Source organism: Pseudomonas svalbardensis (assembly GCF_030053115.1).
Classification (GTDB): domain Bacteria; phylum Pseudomonadota; class Gammaproteobacteria; order Pseudomonadales; family Pseudomonadaceae; genus Aquipseudomonas; species Aquipseudomonas svalbardensis.
Genome location: NZ_CP125619.1, coordinates 3,061,379 through 3,080,419 on the forward strand (window position 1 = coordinate 3,061,379; position 19,041 = coordinate 3,080,419).

Annotated in this window: 15 protein-coding genes; 9 read left to right on the plus strand and 6 right to left on the minus strand. The window is 53.3% G+C overall.

Features of this window, described 5'->3' with window-relative positions:
* Nucleotides 1-106 precede the first annotated feature (106 nt).
* From QFX16_RS14145 to tnpC, 4 genes are all read left to right on the plus strand, one after another.
* Nucleotides 107-1,090, plus strand: a complete 984-nt coding sequence (locus QFX16_RS14145) for an IS4 family transposase (RefSeq protein ID WP_283184404.1) — start codon at nucleotides 107-109, stop codon at nucleotides 1,088-1,090.
* Between the two features lie 60 nt (nucleotides 1,091-1,150).
* The gene (tnpA, locus tag QFX16_RS14150) at nucleotides 1,151-1,468 is read left to right on the plus strand and encodes an IS66-like element accessory protein TnpA (protein ID WP_010465922.1); all 318 of its coding nucleotides are present in this window, start codon (nucleotides 1,151-1,153) and stop codon (nucleotides 1,466-1,468) included.
* On the plus strand, nucleotides 1,465-1,800 hold the full coding sequence (gene tnpB, locus QFX16_RS14155; protein WP_010465920.1) for an IS66 family insertion sequence element accessory protein TnpB: 336 nt from the start codon (nucleotides 1,465-1,467) through the stop codon (nucleotides 1,798-1,800). Before tnpA ends, tnpB begins: the two co-directional genes overlap by 4 nt.
* A gap of 62 nt (nucleotides 1,801-1,862) precedes the next feature.
* A complete protein-coding gene (tnpC, locus tag QFX16_RS14160) occupies nucleotides 1,863-3,389 on the plus strand; it encodes an IS66 family transposase (protein WP_010465918.1) in 1,527 nt (508 codons plus the stop codon).
* A 27-nt stretch (nucleotides 3,390-3,416) separates the two neighbouring features.
* Here the strand turns inward: tnpC and QFX16_RS14165 are convergent, their stop codons facing one another.
* The gene (locus QFX16_RS14165; protein ID WP_283184405.1) at nucleotides 3,417-3,701 is read right to left on the minus strand and encodes a tyrosine-type recombinase/integrase; all 285 of its coding nucleotides are present in this window, start codon (nucleotides 3,699-3,701) and stop codon (nucleotides 3,417-3,419) included.
* Between the two features lie 160 nt (nucleotides 3,702-3,861).
* Complete coding sequence (locus tag QFX16_RS14170; protein ID WP_283184406.1) at nucleotides 3,862-5,196, minus strand: tyrosine-type recombinase/integrase; 1,335 nt, start codon at nucleotides 5,194-5,196, stop codon at nucleotides 3,862-3,864.
* A gap of 2,823 nt (nucleotides 5,197-8,019) precedes the next feature.
* On the opposite strand from QFX16_RS14170, the gene QFX16_RS14175 reads away from it, so the two are divergent.
* Both QFX16_RS14175 and QFX16_RS14180 read left to right on the plus strand, forming a co-directional pair.
* Nucleotides 8,020-9,333: a tyrosine-type recombinase/integrase gene (locus tag QFX16_RS14175; RefSeq protein ID WP_283184407.1), complete on the plus strand. Its 1,314-nt coding sequence runs from the start codon at nucleotides 8,020-8,022 to the stop codon at nucleotides 9,331-9,333.
* Nucleotides 9,334-9,360: 27 nt separating this feature from the next.
* Entirely contained in the window at nucleotides 9,361-10,563 is a 1,203-nt protein-coding gene (locus tag QFX16_RS14180) for a hypothetical protein (RefSeq protein WP_283184408.1), read from the plus strand.
* A 657-nt stretch (nucleotides 10,564-11,220) separates the two neighbouring features.
* On the opposite strand, the gene QFX16_RS14185 is transcribed toward QFX16_RS14180, so the two are convergent.
* Both QFX16_RS14185 and QFX16_RS14190 read right to left on the minus strand, forming a co-directional pair.
* A complete protein-coding gene (locus QFX16_RS14185; RefSeq protein ID WP_283184409.1) occupies nucleotides 11,221-12,288 on the minus strand; it encodes a UvrD-helicase domain-containing protein in 1,068 nt (355 codons plus the stop codon).
* Nucleotides 12,281-13,885 carry an ATP-dependent nuclease gene (locus tag QFX16_RS14190; RefSeq protein WP_283184410.1) on the minus strand — a complete coding sequence of 535 codons (1,605 nt, stop codon included), beginning with the start codon at nucleotides 13,883-13,885 and terminating at the stop codon, nucleotides 12,281-12,283. Before QFX16_RS14190 ends, QFX16_RS14185 begins: the two co-directional genes overlap by 8 nt.
* A 157-nt stretch (nucleotides 13,886-14,042) precedes the next feature.
* Here QFX16_RS14190 and QFX16_RS14195 point away from each other — a divergent pair, with 157 nt between their 5' ends.
* Both QFX16_RS14195 and QFX16_RS14200 read left to right on the plus strand, forming a co-directional pair.
* Nucleotides 14,043-14,870 carry an HNH endonuclease gene (locus tag QFX16_RS14195; protein ID WP_283184411.1) on the plus strand — a complete coding sequence of 276 codons (828 nt, stop codon included), beginning with the start codon at nucleotides 14,043-14,045 and terminating at the stop codon, nucleotides 14,868-14,870.
* Nucleotides 14,871-14,899: 29 nt separating this feature from the next.
* A complete protein-coding gene (locus QFX16_RS14200; protein ID WP_283184412.1) occupies nucleotides 14,900-15,412 on the plus strand; it encodes a hypothetical protein in 513 nt (170 codons plus the stop codon).
* A 59-nt stretch (nucleotides 15,413-15,471) separates the two neighbouring features.
* Here the strand turns inward: QFX16_RS14200 and QFX16_RS14205 are convergent, their stop codons facing one another.
* Both QFX16_RS14205 and QFX16_RS14210 read right to left on the minus strand, forming a co-directional pair.
* A complete protein-coding gene (locus tag QFX16_RS14205; RefSeq protein ID WP_283184413.1) occupies nucleotides 15,472-16,440 on the minus strand; it encodes an ATPase in 969 nt (322 codons plus the stop codon).
* Between the two features lie 172 nt (nucleotides 16,441-16,612).
* The gene (locus QFX16_RS14210; RefSeq protein ID WP_283184414.1) at nucleotides 16,613-18,538 is read right to left on the minus strand and encodes a DUF7380 domain-containing protein; all 1,926 of its coding nucleotides are present in this window, start codon (nucleotides 18,536-18,538) and stop codon (nucleotides 16,613-16,615) included.
* A gap of 132 nt (nucleotides 18,539-18,670) precedes the next feature.
* Here QFX16_RS14210 and QFX16_RS14215 point away from each other — a divergent pair, with 132 nt between their 5' ends.
* A complete protein-coding gene (locus QFX16_RS14215) occupies nucleotides 18,671-19,012 on the plus strand; it encodes a hypothetical protein (RefSeq protein ID WP_283184415.1) in 342 nt (113 codons plus the stop codon).
* Nucleotides 19,013-19,041: the final 29 nt, after the last annotated feature.

Consider the following 19,041-nt stretch of genomic DNA (forward strand, 5'->3'; position numbering starts at 1 on the left):
TGAAAAAGGGCCCGTGAGGGCTAATGCCGATCAGTTAAGCCCTCTCGCTTGACCTTTGGCCGCAAGAAATCAAAATCCGATGCCTGTACTGGCATCGGATTTTTTTATGCGTCTCGCTCGGGCCCTGGAACTGACCCACAATATCGCCTCCACCCCTAACTCAATCGAGGGACTGGATTCTTTACTCGATCCATCTTTGGTCGAGCAGGCACTTGAACAGGCCGGCGTGGCGACCCTGCGCAAGCGGCGTTTGCCACTGGAAATGATGCTCTGGTGCGTGATCTCCATGGCCTTCTTTCGCCGCATGTCGGCGTGGGATGTGGTCAGCCGCATGAACATCATGCTGCCGGGCCAACGTCCATTGGTGGCACCCAGCGCTGTGGTTCAAGCCCGTCAGAGATTGGGCTGCGAGGCTGTACGACAAGTCTTCCATCTGACTCAGAAAAGTTGGCATGAGGCCGTGGATCACCCAACTTGGGCAGGCTTGCGTTTGCTGGGGGTCGACGGTGTCGTATGGCGAACGCCCGATACACCCGAAAATCGGGCGCGCTACGATTCCGCCAGCAACCAGCATGGCGACACCGGTTTCCCCCAGGTGCGCATGGTCTGCCAAATGGAGTTGACCAGCCACATGCTGATCGGCAGCGCGTTGGATGGCTATCGCAGCAACGAAATGAAACTGGCGGAGCAACTGATCGAAACCACGCCCGATCACTCGCTGACGCTGTTCGATCGCGGTTTTTACTCCTTGGGTTTGCTGCATCAGTGGCAGCAAGCAGGCATCGAGCGACATTGGCTGATGCCTCTGCGCAAAGGTGCGCAGTACGAAGTGATTCAGCGCTTGGGGCGCCAGGACGCTGTGGTCTCGTTGAGCACTTCGCCGCAGGCCCGCACGCAATGGCCGGGGCTGCCGGAGCGCCTGACCGCGCGATTGCTGAGCAAAACCGTCAAGGGCAAGGTTTGTCAGATCCTGACGTCGATGGCCGATCCGCTACGCTTCCCGTCCGACGAAATCGTCGACCTGTACAGCCAGCGATGGGAGATCGAATGTAAGCGTCCGGCCATGTCACCTTCAAAACTCCAGCATTAAGGGCGATGGTGTCCGCGTATTTTTAAGCGGACGCGATCACCCTTAATCGCCAGGATTTCCATGCGCCAACGAAGCTCTTATCCCAAACCGTTCAAAGCCCAGGTCGTTCAGGAATGCCTTCAGCCCGGGGCCACCGTTTCAAGCGTTGCCATCGCTCACGGCATCAACGCCAACGTCATTCGTAAATGGCTGCCGCTTTACCGGCATACCTCAGTTGCCGCGTTGCCTGCGTTTGTCCCGTTGAAGGCTCCGCCTAAGCGGCCGTCGGAGGCATCGGCGATCATCGAGATACCCGTTGGCGAACAAGCCATCGCAGTGAAGTGGCCAGTTTCCGATCCTGATGGGTGCGCTCGATTTATTCGAGAGCTTGCCAAGTGATCCGCATAGACGCCATCTGGCTCGCCACCGAGCCCATGGATATGCGCGCGGGTACCGAGACTGCGCTGGCCAGAGTGATCGCAGTATTCGGTGCGGCGAAGCCGCACTGTGCTTATCTGTTTGCCAATCGCAGGGCTAACCGAATGAAAGTCCTGGTTCATGACGGAATTGGTGTTTGGCTGGCGGCACGGCGGTTGAACCAAGGCAAATTCCACTGGCCAGGCATTCGCCAAGGTTGCGAGATGGAGCTGGATGCCGAGCAACTTCGGGCGTTGGTGCTCGGTCTACCTTGGCAACGTGTTGGCGTTGGCGGCGTAATTACACTGCTTTAAAAGTTTTAATTTTGCTTCTTGGCCTACTGCCGTAGGCGGTCTGCTTTGGTAAAATCCACGGCATGACTTCCTTGCCCAACCTCGACCAAATGACCCCCGACCAACTGCGCGCCCTCGCTGCGCAGTTGATGTCGAAGGTCGACACCATGGGCAGAAAGATCCACCGCGATCAAACCATCATCGAACAGCTGACCCACGAGATCGCGATCCTCAAGCGGCACCGGTTTGCCAAACGCAGCGAGCAGATCAGTCCTGAACAAGGCAGCTTGCTCGACGATCTGCTCAACACCGACCTTGAGGCTATCGACGCCGAGCTGACGGCACTGCTTCCGGCTCCTGCTCCAGAAGAGGCGCGCCAAAAACCAAAGCGCGCGCCACTGCCGCCGCAGTTTCCACGCACCGTCATTCATCACGAACCAGAAAGCACTCAGTGCACTTGCGGCTGCCAACTCCAGCGCATCGGCGAGGACATCAGCGAGAAGCTCGATTACACGCCGGGCGTGTTCACTGTTGAACAGCATGTGCGTGGGAAGTGGGCCTGCCGTCAGTGCGAAACACTGATCCAGGCACCGGTACCGGCCCAAGTGATCGACAAGGGCATCCCAACTGCGGGCCTGATCGCGCATGTGTTGGTGGCGAAGTTCGCTGACCACTTGCCGCTGTATCGGCAGGAGAAAATCTTCGGGCGCGCTGGTTTAGCGATCCCGCGCTCCACACTAGCTCAATGGGTTGGACAAACAGGTGTACAGCTTCAGCCATTAGTTGATGCCTTGCGAGAAGCCGTCCTGGCGCAGCAAGTTGTCCACGCCGATGAGACGCCGGTGCAGATGCTTGCGCCCGGAGAGAAGAAAACTCACCGCGCTTATGTCTGGGCTTACTGCACCACGCCGTTTTCGGCGCTTAAGGCAGTGGTTTATGACTTCAGCCCGAGCCGCGCCGGTGAGCATGCGCGTAACTTCCTCGGCGCGTGGAATGGCAAGCTGGTGTGCGACGACTTTGCTGGTTACAAAGCTGGGTTTGAGAAAGGCATGATCGAAATCGGCTGCATGGCTCACGCCCGCCGCAAGTTTTTCGATCTGCATGTCGCGAATAAAAGTCAGTTGGCAGAACAGGCGCTGCACTCGATTGGCGGTTTGTACGAAGTTGAGCGGCAAGTGCGAGACATGAGTGATGGAGATCGCTGTCGAATACGGCAAGAAAAAGCGGCGCCGCTGGCCAAAGCACTGCACGACTGGATGTTGGCCCAGCGCGATCTTGTGCCCAATGGATCAGCAACGGCCAAAGCCTTGGATTACAGCCTTAAACGCTGGGTAGCGCTGACGCGCTACCTGGTCGATGGGGCGGTGCCCATAGACAACAATCCAGTCGAAAACCAGATCAGGCCGTGGGCACTTGGACGCTCGAACTGGTTGTTTGCTGGATCGCTTCGCAGCGGCAAACGGGCAGCGGCGATTATGAGTTTGATCCAGTCGGCACGTATGAATGGGCACGATCCGTATGCCTATCTCAAAGATGTGCTGACGCGGCTGCCGACGCAGCGGGCGAGTGAGATCGACCAACTGCTGCCGCATCAGTGGGTATCTGCCTGAGTCATGCAAGGTGACTTCGGCGGACGCTTACCTTGGGACGGCTCGCAAAGCAATTCCGCCGAACGACACACTAGCATCCACATAGCGCAATGCGGATTTCATGTCCTTCCAGCCTACATAACCCATCAAGCCCTTGATGTCCCAACCGTTCGCAGAGGCCCAGGTTGCAAAGCCACGCCGCATTGAGTGGCTGCTATACAGCTCCGCTGGCAATCCTGCCTCTTTGAAAATGCGGCGCAGCACCGGGATCAGGCTATGCGGCTGCATGGCTTTGCCTGACAGATTGCCCCAGCGATCAATCCGCTGGAACACCGGGCCTTTCGCGATCCCGGTAACTGTTATCCAGTTGATGTAGGCCTCCAGCCTAGTTGCAGCCACGGATCTTTGAGAGGCGGATGAGGAGCCGTTTGGGAAATAGCTTCATCACGATGCCCGGAAAGGGATCGATCAGATCGAGTATCCGGGACTTTCTTTAACCTCTGTCGCGCATCCCTATGCCTCGCACCGAACGACTGCGCTCCTGGTCGTGCGAGTGGTAGTAGACATCCTGAGTTGTGCTGAGACTGCTATGACGCAAGTCCATCTGCAGATCCTTGGGACTTCGCAGCGGCGCATCGAGCGTCGCAGAGGTATGTCTGAGCCAGTGCGCGGAAGCCACCCGCAGACTATTCGTCTCGTGCTCGCCGCGCTCCTCCTCGCGCATCCGCGCCAACGCGTTATCGAATACCGATTGGAGGAGGGCGCGCACCTGCCGACCGGAGAGCCCTGGACGACCACGCAGAGTCATGAGCAGAGGCGTCTGTTCATTCCACTCAGGCAGCGGAGACAGCCCAACAAAACGCCGGTAGCGCGTCAGATACTTGGAAATATACTCTTCCCTGACCGCGACCTTCCCGGCCTTGTTACCTTTCCCGATCACGTGGTACCACCAGTTGCCCTCAGGATCGAGTCGGAAATCACCCATGACCGGATGCCAGTTCGGTCTGCCGACGATGTCGGACACCCGCAGATACATAGCGAACAAGGTCGCGACAATGAACAAGGTGCGCTCATGCCGGACGGGTTCCTCAACAGCCATATGCTCAGCGGTTTCCAGCACATAGTCCCACTGCAAAGGGGTCAGAGCACGGTTTGTCCCTTCCTCCTGAGGGGTTCCACGGCTGAGGCTTTTCTTCTTGATCATCCGGAAAGGGTTGGCTGCAACCGTTCCGTCTTCAACCATGTACTCAAAGAAACGGCTGCAAATCGTGTAAATCTGGTTAATGGTGCTTTGGGAAGCCTTGTATCGCGTGACGACACCGGGAGCCGCGCCAATCTCTACATCCTGGGAGGCATCGTCTGGAGCCGGTGTCAGTCCGTCCGATGAATCCTTAGTACATTTTAGGCTGAATGGTCTCCATTTTGGATTCGGAATGACGGGCTCACCCCACGCTGATTCGGTATGGTCACAAGTCACGAACCGACCGCGCACAATTGGGCCTATCCACTCAGCGGGAGGATTACGGCAAAACTCCAGATAATCTTCAGCATCTTGTCGTTTGAGCTGAGAGAAAGCTTTTTGCCTTATGATAAGTGCCCATAACAGCAACCGCTCGACATGAGTTCTATAAGAAGTGAAAGTCAGGCTGTTGTCCGAAAAAGCACGAAGAAATTCCCGAGTCGTCAGATAACCCTTGTTGGCCTCCACTAACGCGGGAAAATTTTCAATATACTGGCGAATGCAAGTCATACTAGGTTCACGCAAACTAAAGTCCATATCAATGAAAATTTCATAGGTCTCAAAAATAGGCATTGGTTGCGTAGACATCTTGGTGCACTACCGTATGATTTGGCTGTGATTGGAAACTTCCAGTAATGGAAGTAACTGGAAGTTGGGGCAGGGCAGCTGCATTATCCATCTCCCCTAATTTGAACTGGTTGATATTGCTCGATGGTAGCCCCTGAAAGACACCGTTGCAACTACCCTTGCTCAGCGGAGATAATTTTAAGCTCCAGCTTGACAAAGGTTTTAAATATGAATTAAAGCGATTGCCTTGTTGGTTTTTCCACTAATTTTTTAATGTAAATTTTTTATTCCTTATATTGCGCTCTGGATTCTTGTTAATTTAATTATGTATTGTCAGTTTCAGTTTAAATTCCCTCCCCTTTATGGGTTGCGAACTTTCTGAACGACCTCAGAAATTATTTAACCCAATATTGTCAGATTGTGCGAGTTCTGTTTTTTGTTTTTTTGGGCTTAATGGCTTAATGGCTAAATGCGGAGTTAGACTTTTTGGAGCGGCTTTTCTCGGCGCGCGGTCAGTGGCAATTGTTGGGTAATTCAAGCTTCAGCTCTACATTGACTGAATGATATGCGCCGCTACGAAGTCCAGGCAGAGCCCAGGAAATGATTGGAAAAGCAGGAATGGTTTTTCCATTTAAATTTTTAAATGGAAACGCCCTCTGAAACATCCACTTATTTCGTTGAATGCCCGAGAAAGCCCTGTTTTCGTGGGATTCACGGCTTTTAGGTACGATTAGCACATGGCATTTCCACTTATTGTTTTAATAAACAGCGGCGCAATCGAGGAAGGCTACGATCCGGCTCCGTGTCATTGATCATGTCGTTCAGGAGCAGCGGCGAGCCAACGTGCATCAGTGCGTGATTGCAAGACGAATGGTGGTGGATATGGCGCTGGCCCAGTATTACGGGCTTTGAGGAAGTTGCAACGGCTTTGACAGGCTTCGGTTTAGGCTCTGGTCTGCAAGTGGGCGCTGAGCTTCAGCAGGTCTCCGGCAAGACCTTGGCAGCGTTCTATCAGCATGGAATGTCCACTTATTTCGTCTCGGGAAACGGAGGGTTGGAATGTCCACTTATTTCCTCAAAAATCGCTGGAGCCCTTGTCTTGCGTGGGTTTCAGGGCGACCATGGATTCGCACCCTCGGTTTTCAGTCCACTAATTTCTCCTTGGAGTAGAGAGCTATTCCATTTGAGCTTAATTTATAAATATTGTTTTAAATCAATTAGATACGAATTTTTACCTAACAAATTTTTCCACTGGTTTTGTTAAAACAACCTGTCGGATTGGCATGTTGGACGCGCTCAAGCCCCCGGAAATCAAGGGCTTGAGGGGGGAGAGCGAGGGGCTTTCCACTCAAACCGCGATTGGCGCAGAACGGCTTTTAAGTCTGAATCTCCAGTTTTTAGGTACCACGGACACATGAACATTTCTAACATGGCATCTGGTTTAACATAATATACATTATGCGAACTATCATGTGCGGGACTGGGGGGCTCTAGGCTACTTTTCACCTGGTGATCAGCGCTCAGGTGTTGCTACTAGCAACACACGTTCAGGACGATGACTCCTGTGGCCCCCCCTTAAAGATGGCGCCTTAAGTGGCGCCACCCATTTTTGTTTCGAAAGCCTTGTAGGCCGTGCCTCTGCGAACATTCCTCAATCTCGGAGAACGCCATTTCAGTGCTTTTTAATCTGGCGGAATAGGCCCTAACACATGGTATGACTACTTTTTTGTTGGTTCGGGACGCCGTATGCCGCGTAGAAATGCTTCCGCGCGTCCTGGTAAGCGCCCATTTCGAGCAGGTTGCCCCAGTGCAATAAAGAGCCCGAATGCACGACCACTTTTAAAACTGGCTAAAACCTTTAAAAATGACCCCGTCTGTAGCCCAATGATAATGATGGTTTGCGATTTTCTGAAACCTAAAAAGCGCTCGAAATATGTGCTTAGCCGCGTAGGTTCGATCGTTCGCATCAGAACGTACCAGTCTCATCGACCGGTACGCGAAGACCCAGAAAGATCGTATATCAGGGCAGCAACCCGGAAGCTACGCCTAGGTAGTCTAAACTTCGCCTGCGCCACTAAGGCTAAGCTTGATTGAGGGCATGCAACACCGGCGTGCGTTACGTGGATAAACATTGTAGCGAGCGACCGATATGTCAGCTCAGAGAGATTCGAGCACATCGAATAGCGCTATATAGACGAAAGGAGCGTATCTAAAGGTGTTCCAGACTGAAGCTTCGAAGAAGCTTCATTATAAAATCACTAACAGTTCTGGATTTCAAGAGTATTTCTTATGGACTGACAACTGGTTGCTCAAGATGCGCACCTCATTAAAAAAAGCTTTTAAAAATGATCGAAACCTTTAAAGCTGGTCAGACCCACTAATTATGGCGGTTGCTGCTGTGCAGTCCGTATTATTAGGATGGTGTAGCTATAACACTTTTAAAAATGGCTGAATCTTTTAAAAGTGGCCCCTTAGGTTATGGTTGTAGTGAAGACCAGCCACCCTCTATCTAAAGCGCTATTGGCGCCTCTCAATAGCTGGGTAGTTTGAGCGCGGTACCCGCACAGTTTGGGGCTTGCGGCCGTGTAGTCGGCGTTTCTCAGCCAGGGCTCGGTCAAAACTGTCAATATATGACTAATTATTCTTAAGTTGCCTGGTCATCAGTCAAGCTTTGAAAGAGAAAACTTGCAAAGACATGTTTGCGATGTATAACCTACATGCCATCGATCAAATGTTTAGGGCTATGCGATGAGCGATTCATCCAGGCAGACGGACACACTCGCCTCGAACAAGCGGAAGGATACGCCCCCTACTTCCGATAACTGTCAGAATCGGAAATCTGCAATGCAGTATTCCATGAAGGATAACAATATGCCGGCCCCGCATCCGCTGTTCAACACCTATAAAGAATTCGTCAATCACACTTGCGATGAACCCGACCCGAGTCTGCCGCTGGTGATGCGCTATTTGGCGAACTTTGATGCGCATCTGAAACCCGTGGACGGGTTCGAAGCGGTCAGTGGTTTTCTGCGTACATACTCAAACGTCGAGGCAACATTTGTTTCATATCGCACCCATGCCGAGCGGCTTCTGCTTTGGGCATTGTTAATCAGAAAGAAGCCCTTGATGGAGCTGCGTCGCGCAGACGCCGAAGCCTTCTTGGAGTTCTGCATGGCTCCACCCATAGGTTGGCTTGGCCCAGTGACACGCAGCAGGTTCCTGTGCGTTGCATTCGACAAAGATTTAGAGCTATGCCCAAATCCACGCTGGCACCCATTCTCGGTGAAGACAGCGAATCGCATAACTAATGCAGCTGATCTTGAAGGCCCAGTTACTGGCGTACGGTACCAACCATCCCGAGGGAGCATTTCCCAAGTTTTTTCGGTTTGCAGCAGCTTGTACGAATACGGTCTGGATGAGGGCCTGACGTCGACGAATCCCTTCAGGGCGATCAAACAGAAATCGCGCTTCAAAGCATCGCGCTCAATGGAGCAAACCGGACGCGCCCTCACTCCACTTCAATGGGACTTCGTACTGACCACCGCTGAAAAAATGGCAGCAACGGCTCCTGAACAGCATGAACGCACTCTGTTCATCGCCGCTACGTTATTTTCGATGTACCTACGCGTTTCAGATATCTGTGGTCGGGTGAATTGGCAGCCCACAATGGGTTCCTTCAAGACAGATCATGAAGGCAACTGGTGGTTCCACCTCATTGGTAAGGGTGACAAAGCCGCCAAGGTAGCTGTAAGGCCGGAATACATTGATCGTTACCTGAAGCGCTACCGGCGCTTTATGGGGCTGTCTGAACTGCCATTAACTAATGAGCAGACCCCTCTGATTGCGACCTTGAATGGTCGTCCAGGGTTATCCACTCGAATGGTTCATTCGATCATCCAGAAGCTATTTGACCGCGCTGTTGATGAAATGGTGAACGAAGATCGCCAGCCTGGCGAGATCGAGGCTCTGCGGGTTGCCTCCACACATTGGTTAAGGCATACGGCTGCGACACTTGATGCTCCTTGGCGAGATGCCAAGGACTTGCAGATGGATTTACGTCACAACAATTTGTCCACAACTCAGGACATTTACTACAGCAGTTATGAAGATAAGCGCTCTTACTCGCTTAAAAATCTGGGTTTGAAAAATCGCGACTAATTTTCAGAGACAACAGGTAGAAAAATCATGGAATCAATCCCCCGCCCATGCTTTGAAACGCTACAAGAATTTTCACTGCTAGACCCCGAAACCCTTGATGGCGAGCTCTCAGTAATTCAGCGTTTTCTCAACCGATGCCCAACTAGCAGTCTGCCGACAAAAAGCTACCTGCTAGTGAAGCAGTTTTTGATTAAGCATGCCGAACCCACGCGCTATTCAAACTACCGAAGCTGTATAGAGCGACTCTTGCTCTGGAGCATTTTGGAGGCAAAAAAAACCATAACTGATTTGAATGAAGGCGACATTCAAGAATTTATGAGCTTCTGCACATCCCCCCCGGACTCATGGGTGGCAGATAAGTGTTGCCGGCGATTCACTCCCGGCAAACTGAAACAGGCAATAGGATTTAACCCAGCTTGGCGTCCATTTAGATTTGACCAACCGTCTATTGGGGAGGATGGTACTCGCATAGCATACATAGCAGGTAGAGGCGCGCTCGCTATGCAGATGTCTGTAGTTGCGGCTTTTTTTCTGCATCTACACTATTGTGCCCTTATAGCAACCAACCCTGCGCGAAGGCTACACGCTGCCGGATTTTACGCTATAAGTCTTCCTGTTCACACCGGTGCGAATGTCTTCACTGACGAAGAATTTGCGGTGTTGATGTTGACGCTTAGCGACATGGCGGATAAGGAAATCAAATATGAACGTACGCTGCTCATGATTGCTTCCGTTTATTATCTTAGATTGCAGCCATCTGAGGTCGACAGCCTAGGGGGAGATCTAACAATCAGTGCTCTGCGACTTATGCGGGATGGAACTTACGATTTAGTGGAGGAGAAGTTTCCCGGCAATCACTCGTGGAAAATACATTCTGAGTTTATAGATCACTATGTGAATCGTTTTCGTAAAAAATTTGGCCGACAATGCATTCCATTGGAGCGTGATCACACATTGTTGCTCGGGAAGATTCGTGGCAAAGATTCGATCAGTTCAGCTCATGCGAGACTCTTATTCCGGAAAGTCTGTCAGGTCGTCATTGATACTCTTACCGAGAGCGGATGTGTGGTCTCGCCTGACTCAGTGTTCTGTAAAGCGAGCCTGCTCTGGTTGCGAGAAACAAGTATGCACCACAGCGCAAGGACGATGGGGATGGATGACGTAATTCGACTTGTGCGAAAATCAAACGCCGAAAGTGCCTACCAACGTTTCTTTGCACGGCGTGGTTAGGATCTAGCAGGCCTGCCCTACTCTTTAAGGGGGTTATTTTTAGTAAGCCTTTTTAGCTCAACTAAATAGTCATTTAGTTGAGCTAGCTATGCTATTTTGCCCGTGGGCTGAATCTCTTCATCAGCCAAACGACTTCATTTTGAACGCTATCGTGCCTTGGCATTGCTTCTCCTCAACGACAGCTGGGATGCTTGGTTTAGGCAACACTCCTCTTATTAGGCTTACGTGCAGCTAATCGTTAGATGACTTGTTATGAAATATTGCAAGCTTCCAGAAGCTCCTGCCCCCCTCATACCAAAATCCTGAAAGCTCATCCTGTGGGCGTGGCTCTCCGAGCTCGGCTGTCGTGAATTAAGCCGCCCGCAAAGCGTCCGTCTTAACACTGGGGATTTCCATCTTCACGCCTGCGCGCTCCGCTTGCCTGTCCCTGCGTGGTGGTCATAGCTTGGAGCTCTCAACGAAGTCGGCGCTCGATACAAGCCCCCTTGCTCGAGGCTTCAGGCGCTGAAATTTCTTGCGAAATTTACGCTACGCACAGCGCTGAATCCGCTTCGCAGTAGCCACCGCTTATTCATCGATACCCAAGGGGGCCACTGGAAAATGAGCGTTCGATCTGCCATGAGATCATTACACTCATGAGCGCCCTGCTCCTTTCAATTACGGCACCCACACCGGTAGTTTGGAGTTTCCAGGTTTGTCGATGATGATCGCTAAGCTTTGCTTGGCCCGCGTAGCTGCAACATAAAAGGCGGCCGCCGGCGTTGATTCCAGGAAGGTCTGCTTCTGAATGAAAGCCTTGATCGGCGCCGTTGGCATGATCAGCACACGCTCGAACGTGGCGCCTTTTGATACCTTAAAATTCATGAAGTCCAAAGCGAACTCCTTACCCGAAGCTATGGTGCTGCGCAGGCACTGAGGTCGGTATCGCTCGACGTATTGGTCGACATGTTTTGAGTGCACCAGGTAAACGCCATCATGTTCAGACACCACGTGGTTCTCAGATGTGGTTCCTGGGAAACCCCATGACTCATCAAAAATGGTGTCAGAGAACGTCGCAATCTCGGTTCGGCAGCGGTAAGTCGTGGTCGCATAGTCAATGCTAAGCAGCCCTCCCTTTTCGCGTACAAGGAACCATTCAAGTGCACCTGCATACCCATACTGTTTATTTTTCTGTCCCCGTGGGTTTGTTGAGAGCACCGCTTGGCGCACGTCACCAACCATGCGGACGTCGATCCGCGACTCAAGTAATTCATGGACGATTTCCCAATCGTAGCCACTGAGATCTTGTACCTCGTCGATCAGAATTTCGTCGTAGAGACACTCAAGTCTGCGTATCAACGCTGGGGTGGCCGCCATAAGCTCCCGCGCGAGGCGGCCGAGCTCGCATGCGTAGATTTGGTTGCTACCATCCATAAACCTTAGCCTGTCCTTCGCAAACATGCTGGGACGGCCCTCGAAGTTGAAGCCCCCTACCCGCTCGCCTGGGAATTTGAATGGCAGGAACGGTTTTGCAAAGTGGCGAAGCAAGAATGTGTACCAGCCAAGGACTTCGATGTTGTGGCGATCGCCAGCTTGGGAGCCGAGGCGATGGATCAGTTCCTGCTGATTGGTCTGGGTGAACGTGACAACGAGCACGCGCCGTTCGGTAGGTATGGCTTTGCAGTGATCGACCAGCCCTTGAGTTTTTCTACCACCAGCGACAGCCAAGGTCAGAATGCTAGGCATAGTGGATGAACTCCGCCGCGGCCTTCATGTAGGCCGGTGGGCTAAGTACCTCATCCGACTCAGCTAGTCGAATTGCTCCTTCCGTTTTCTCTCGTGCCATCCAGGTCAATAACGTCGCTGCCGCAGTGATGCCAAGCATCGTGCGCAAGTGAGGCTCGCCATTCGCCGTAATGAGTTGTGGTTCGAGCGTGGTGCCGTCGGCGACTAAGCCAATGAACAGCTCTCTTCGCTTCGCGTCCAGCCACTTTTCAACCGGTTCACGTAGCTCGGCTGGATCAACGCCGTCGTTGTCGCGCATCACAGCTACAGGTTTGTTGATCGCTGCGCAAAGCTCCAAGCATCGCGCCAAAGCCAGTCCACGCATGCTGATGACATCTATACCGTGGGCCATCGGGCGTGCGCTGAAGCAATCTTCATAGACGCGTTCGAAGATGATTTCATCAGATGGGCCTTCGACCAAGACGACCTTTTTCGCTAGCACTAGACGGAGGGTGTCATAGCCAGGCAGCCTTTGGAAATAGCTCACTGTATCAGTATGAAGTTCTGTGATTTTGGACGCGCTGTTCCGGTGAAGAAGCAGCAATGCGTCGAGACCGAGCCGGTTCAACACGTATGTGCTGTGAGTCGAAATGAATAGCTGCTGCTCTTCCGTGGCCAGATCTTCGATACGATTGAGTAGGGTCGTCAAGCTCGTGTGAGATAGATGGTTTTCGGGCTCCTCGATCATCACGATGTTCGCCCTTGAGGAATGACGCTTCATTGCGAGAGAGATCTTGATCGCAGCCTGTTGACCCTGGCCTGCCATCGCAAACGGTAAGCCGTCGACGTGTGGAGTGACCACGCTTTCCCAAGATGTGCGGGATGTCTGATCCATGGCCAGCGCCATGGGCTCTTCCTGGAGCGCTGCGCCTAGACCCGAAAGTCGCTTGTTCACCGGTGCCAGCGCGCCATCTGTCATGGACGCTTTGATATTGCGGTAGTCCAACGAAATCTCTGCTTTCTCGGATGACTCCAAGTGATCGCTTAGGATTTGGCGAAGATGGTAGTCGACGCCGGCGGCGGATTTGACCGTACGGGAGTCGATGGTGGCCACCGAGAGCGCTCGCGGCCGTCGTGTGAGTTCATTATCAGCGAACGACCGCCATTCGTAGGTGTAGTACTCAACGGGGAGTAGCGGAGAAGGATTTTTAAGCCATTCATCCAGCTCATCCTTGTACTCCTCGTTGGGGAAGACGGAGAGAAAGACACCAGGACAAGCGTTCGTTGGAACGTCGGCGTTCACTGCGCCCAGCAGTCCCTGGAGATCTTCCGTGTCCTGCAGATAGAGCTCGATGAGAATCTGTGGGAGTGCCGGCTTCATTCCAGCCCTTCTTAGTGCAAGAAACTCAGCCACCATCTCGGTGTTGAACCAGTGAGGATTCAGCTCCTCCAGGATTCCTCTGCCACCGATCCGCCCGTTGAGCGCCAGCGAGATGGCCTCCATTAAGGTGGATTTACCGGCGTCGTTGTCTCCGACCAGGATGTTCACGCCCGGGTTGGGCTTTAGCAGGAAATCTTTGTAGATGCGGTACCCACGGATGCGGATCTTGGTGATCACGTTCGACGTTCCTTGGCGAATTGCTGCTATATGGCGCTTTGATGGCCGTGTTGCCTGATGCTATAAGCGAAGCGGCACGTTGTCGACTCCGTCGTGCTCTGCTGTACGCCCCCTACTTTCACTGCTCCACCAGACAACCTAGCGCATAGGATTTCGCATGACCACCCATTACTACCCAAGCCGTAAAGCATTTATCGAATCCTTGGGAGCCACGTGTAAAAACTGGACTTGGAGTTGGTCGTTTGTGAATCACCAAGAGCGCAAGGTCATATTCGGTGCTTGGGACATTCATATGAACGGCGACCGTACACTCATACTTTGCGAGGGGTGGGAGATAAAGAAGGGGCGGCGCAACAATGGCTACGCGCAGAGCGTCGAGCATCTCAGGTTAGTCGCCGAGCAGGGATACGAGCTTTATACATTCAAGATTACGCACTCGGACGAACTCCAGGACGAGGACGGCGTAGGCCCTGCAAAGATCAAAGATTTTGAACGATTTATCACTCGCAAATGGCTGCTTCAGCAGGAAGGTCAATGGTACGCGTGTGAAGAAGTACCTATCCCTGCAATCCCCGAAGAAGTCAGTCATCTTGAGCTCTACCTAGAGGGGGCACTGCGAGAGGTGAAGGTCAACGCATACGAGCGCAATGCTCAGGCCCGGGAAGAATGCATTCGGCATCACAAGGCCGTGTGTGCAGCTTGTAAATTCGACTTCGGCTCGGTCTACGGCGAGATCGCCAAAGGGCTTATCCATGTTCATCACATCGTACCCCTGAGCACGATCGGCGCGGAATACAAGCTCGATCCAATAACCGATTTGATACCGCTGTGCCCGAACTGCCATGCAGTCGTACATCGTGGCGCCGAAGTCTTGAGTATAGATAAGCTCAAAGAATGCTTAGCCGCGGCAAGTGGGGGGATGCCTGAGCTTGTAAATAATGCGCCACCTGAGCCCTACCCCTGCACAGTGATTTTAGGGATGTAACTCCACCACTGTTTCCGCCCGAGGTAATAATGTCGTTGTCCGTTTTAAGGTTCGCTTGGTCTAGAATTCGCGGCCATCAGGTAAGTAAGTACGCCCTACTCCTGATTGCTCCTGTCGTTGTAAAACCGTTAGATTTCACCGCTGCCAGGAGGCCGATCCATTTGCGGCTGAAGGGGCTCTGGGGATTGCCTTTAGTTGTTGCTGGGGTGTGGGCGGCAATAGCCGGCTTCAGCCTGGAGTGGGCGTATGGAAATTCAGTGGGGCCTGGAGTGTCGGTTGCCGAAGCATTGAAAATCGCTGGTCGCCTCAAGAATATGGCGTGGGTGTTGGTGACTGCTTCGACCGCAATCCTGCTATACAGCATCAGTGTTCTACGTTGGGGATTTCACTGCGCTGCGATCCGGCTACTGAGGAGATGGTTCCCCACTATCAGCATGCCGCACTGCCTGTTCTTTGTTGTCAACACGTCGGGTTGGGGGATGTGGTTTGCCATCTACGGATATGGCCTGCTTCAGGCGGTCAAAGGCCACTCGCTATCTTAAGCTTCTGCCGAGCGGCTCGCGCCATGCAAGTTGTTAGATGCATCCATCTCGATTGAGACTCAGCTTCTCAAAGGCCCAAGGTCAATCGCCAGGCAGCGAAGGTCGGTGACCTGTGCAACCATGGTGTCGCTGGCCTCATGATGGGCGAAGACGCCCAGGAAGTAGAACGTGAAGTACCTTACTAGCCGGGCCTGATCGAGAAGTTCATTCACATAGCGCCTCGATCGGTGCTGAGTCATGACCTCATCGGAGACGTGGAGAAAGGCTTCCTTATCCGCAACCTTGTCGAAGAACCTGAATACGAAGCCAGCCCCCTCTCTTCGCTCGATCCGCCCGCCACCGCTGTAGACGTATCCTGCGGTATTAGGTCTGGCCCATGCCACCTTCTTGAAGTACGAACGCAGGGGTATCTCACCTCGCCCTGTCACGTTGATGGTTACCTCAGGAAACAGATCTTTGAGGGCCTCGCGTGTGTCGTGGTAGTAATCCACCAGCTCTCGAAGATCGCCGCTCCGGTGCTTTCGTTCGGTTCGGGTGCCTTCTGCGCCACCGCCTCCCCGTCGACGATTTGGCTCCGCCTCGTCCTCGCTACTTAGAACGGCCCTTGGTGGACGCACTACCGGTTGTTCTGGCAGCGTCGGGGGAACAAAGATATCGATGATCGAGGTGAGTTGGCGTTTAGCCAGGCGGGTGCGGGTCTGCAACTCCGTTTCTCCTGGCAACGGTGCATCGCTACCCTCGTCCTCATCGGGCAGCACCCACTCGCACTCTGCATGATGGGCATAGTGCTCGTTGTCCTTGTAGTGGGGAGATTTGACGCGCGCCGTGTCGGTCGGGTGGATGTCGTAATTGACGGCGGTGATCTTCGGAATCACCTTGAGCGTCCTGCATTCCGGCGATGAGCACTGGAACAAAAAACGGCTGCGTGGTTGGTTTTGATTGAAGTAGGCCTGACGCGCGCCGCCAATGGTCAACTCCTCGCCCAGCTCTACACAATACGCCCGGGTGATCCTTCGCTTCGTTCGCATCTACAGCCTCAACGCAAAAGTTTGAGACTAACGCGCCAGGTGTGGGGCGCCAAGGCCTGAGCTAGAGCGATTATCTAAGACCTTTGTCGAACTATGCTCCATGGAGAACGACGGACATAGGTCAAGGGTTTGGCCAGATTGCTGGCAATGCCCTTGACCAGATACAGGCCTGTTAGGAGACGTCTGGCTCCGGCTGGTCAACTGCCGCATCTTCACCATTTGCAGTGGCCCGCTGTGCATCGGCCGCGGCTCTATGGTTTTGTGCCGACTGAGCCCAGTAAACCATCGCAACCCACTTCAAAATGAACCACCAAGCGTATACGGCATCCACCGAGTAGAAATCATTGTCATCCATCAGGCCGTGAGCGAAGGCGTTGCGCAGGTTGGGCCCAAATGCGCTGCAGAACTGAGCTTTTATCTCAAATACGATATCGGCACCGAACACCTCATCAACGCCCTCGACGTCCAGAAGTGTGCTCAGCCCGTTTTCGTTCTCGATACCCTCCTGGTCAGTGTTGGAGGTTTTAAGACCCGCTCCCTTCATATGGAACCGGACAATGTTCTCGAGTTGCGGGATGAGGAAATGTAATGCCATGCCGAAATCACCCACGATCCCCCAATACAGCCCCTTACCGACCATGAGTGCACGCTCTGGTGGCACCAGAGCCGATGCTTTAGCGAGCTCAACCAGATCCTGTTCTTTGTAACAGTGCTCTCGTTGCATAAGGCTCAGCGCCGGCAGAACCCCGCCTTGAACAGTCAGGTTCCGCGTGATGCCGTGGTTTTTCACCATCTCCGCAAAAATTCGTTCCTCGTCAGCGACAGTGGGCTCCGCGCTGAACGACATGGGGTCAGTTTTAGCGATAACACGGCCAGTCTTATCGAGGTGTGTCGCTCCACTGAGCGACCTGAAAAGCCCTGTACGCATGGTTTTCAGTGCTGCCTGCCTTGCCCCTTCTTGCTGGGCAAAGGGGTACAAGGTGGTAAGTGCATGAAGCGCATCTACCGCAGTCTTATCCGCCACTTTGTCCAAGGCATGGTTTATCAGATCAGAAATGTCGGTGGGTGGTGTCGAGATGGTGTGCATCATCCCTACCGTACGGTTGCCCGCCTCTGCAATCCGTTGTGGCAGGTGAAGGAGGATGGCGGTTACTCCGAACTGGGCCCGAAATTTCTGAGGTACCTTCCTGTAGATCTGCAACGCTTTCTCGAGATGGTTCAACGCGATCAGTGGCTGCACACTCTCTCCATCTCCGCGGAGCTCTGCTTCCGCAACCCAGGTACTGGCGAGCGCGGCGGTCATGCGTGCGGCAGACTCAGGATCCCTCGCCATTCGATACGCCTCCACGCTCAGCTCGTAGCATCGACGAGCCCGGAAGAGATCCCCAGCTCGCTCACAAGCCCGTGCGGCCTCTTCCAATTTGAGGGGAAGGTCTGCTGCCTTACTGTTAGTCAGGCGATGCTCGATCACAAGAGCTGCGATGGGCGCCATCATGGGCGACGGCGCTTCGAATTCAGCTTCAAGTGCGTCGAAAAGGCGGTTCGACAGCTGTTCTGCGATGTTTTTTCCTGCCTTCCCCATACGTGGAGCGAGCATGAGTGCACGATTCCAGCAGTCTTCCCCTCCGCGCCACCAGGTATCTTCATGCAGGGGGATGGTCTGGTAACCTTCTATAGCTGCCTGGGCTTGGTTGATGTGCCGACGCCCACGGCTGATCCAGAGGACTTCTGCGACACGAGCCTTCACCAGACCAGTGTTGATCTCGTCCATGACTGCTGCGAGGAAGTCATATTCATCATCCACCACGTCAGAAATGGCCAGTGAGCGTTTGTCTTCGAGGATCGCGAACGGGCTGAATGGCTCGTTCAGATTGGCAGGATTGAGCATCATTGAGCAGAGGTCGGACAGCAGCCAAAGTACGCGTGCTTGGTCATATTCCTCGCTGCCCAGCTTCGCTCTTGCGGCATCAGCCAGGGCGCGCCATATGTCCTCGTAGCTCGGTGCCACTCCCTCAAGCATGGCGGACAGATCAATGGTCTGGAATGCCTCTACGGTGAGTGGCGTGGCTTCTGGGTAACGATAGAACTCTTGCGGCACAGCGAATCCTCATTGGGTGGCGAATGGTAATGGCTGTCGAGCTCGAACGTGATCATATCCGCTATTGCATTGTACGGCTTCGCCTCGATTACCAGTTTCATGGCCTAGGTCACCTGCCACCTTGACCCCAGCTTGAATCGTACGAAGCTTGAAGAACAGATGGGCGGTGGGTTGCTCAACGCCTTTCGTCAGGCTGTGGAGAAAGTGTCTCTGTCCAACCCTGATGTCGGCGCCCTTGGCCGATTGGCGGCTGACTTGTTTCAGATAATGAATGCCGAATGCTCGGACATCGTCCATGCCTACCCCATCACCAACCCTGAGGGTGAGCAGATTCTCCATCGCCGTAAGGACAGCCAAGGCAAATACTTCGAAGTGACCGATGTCTTCTTAGACAGCTTCAGATCGCGCTTGCACGAGGTGAGCCTGCAGCTTTACGCCATACGGAGGATCGTGCGGCCAGATTTGGGAGACTGAACAGACAGTTACTGTTCAGCCCCAACTGA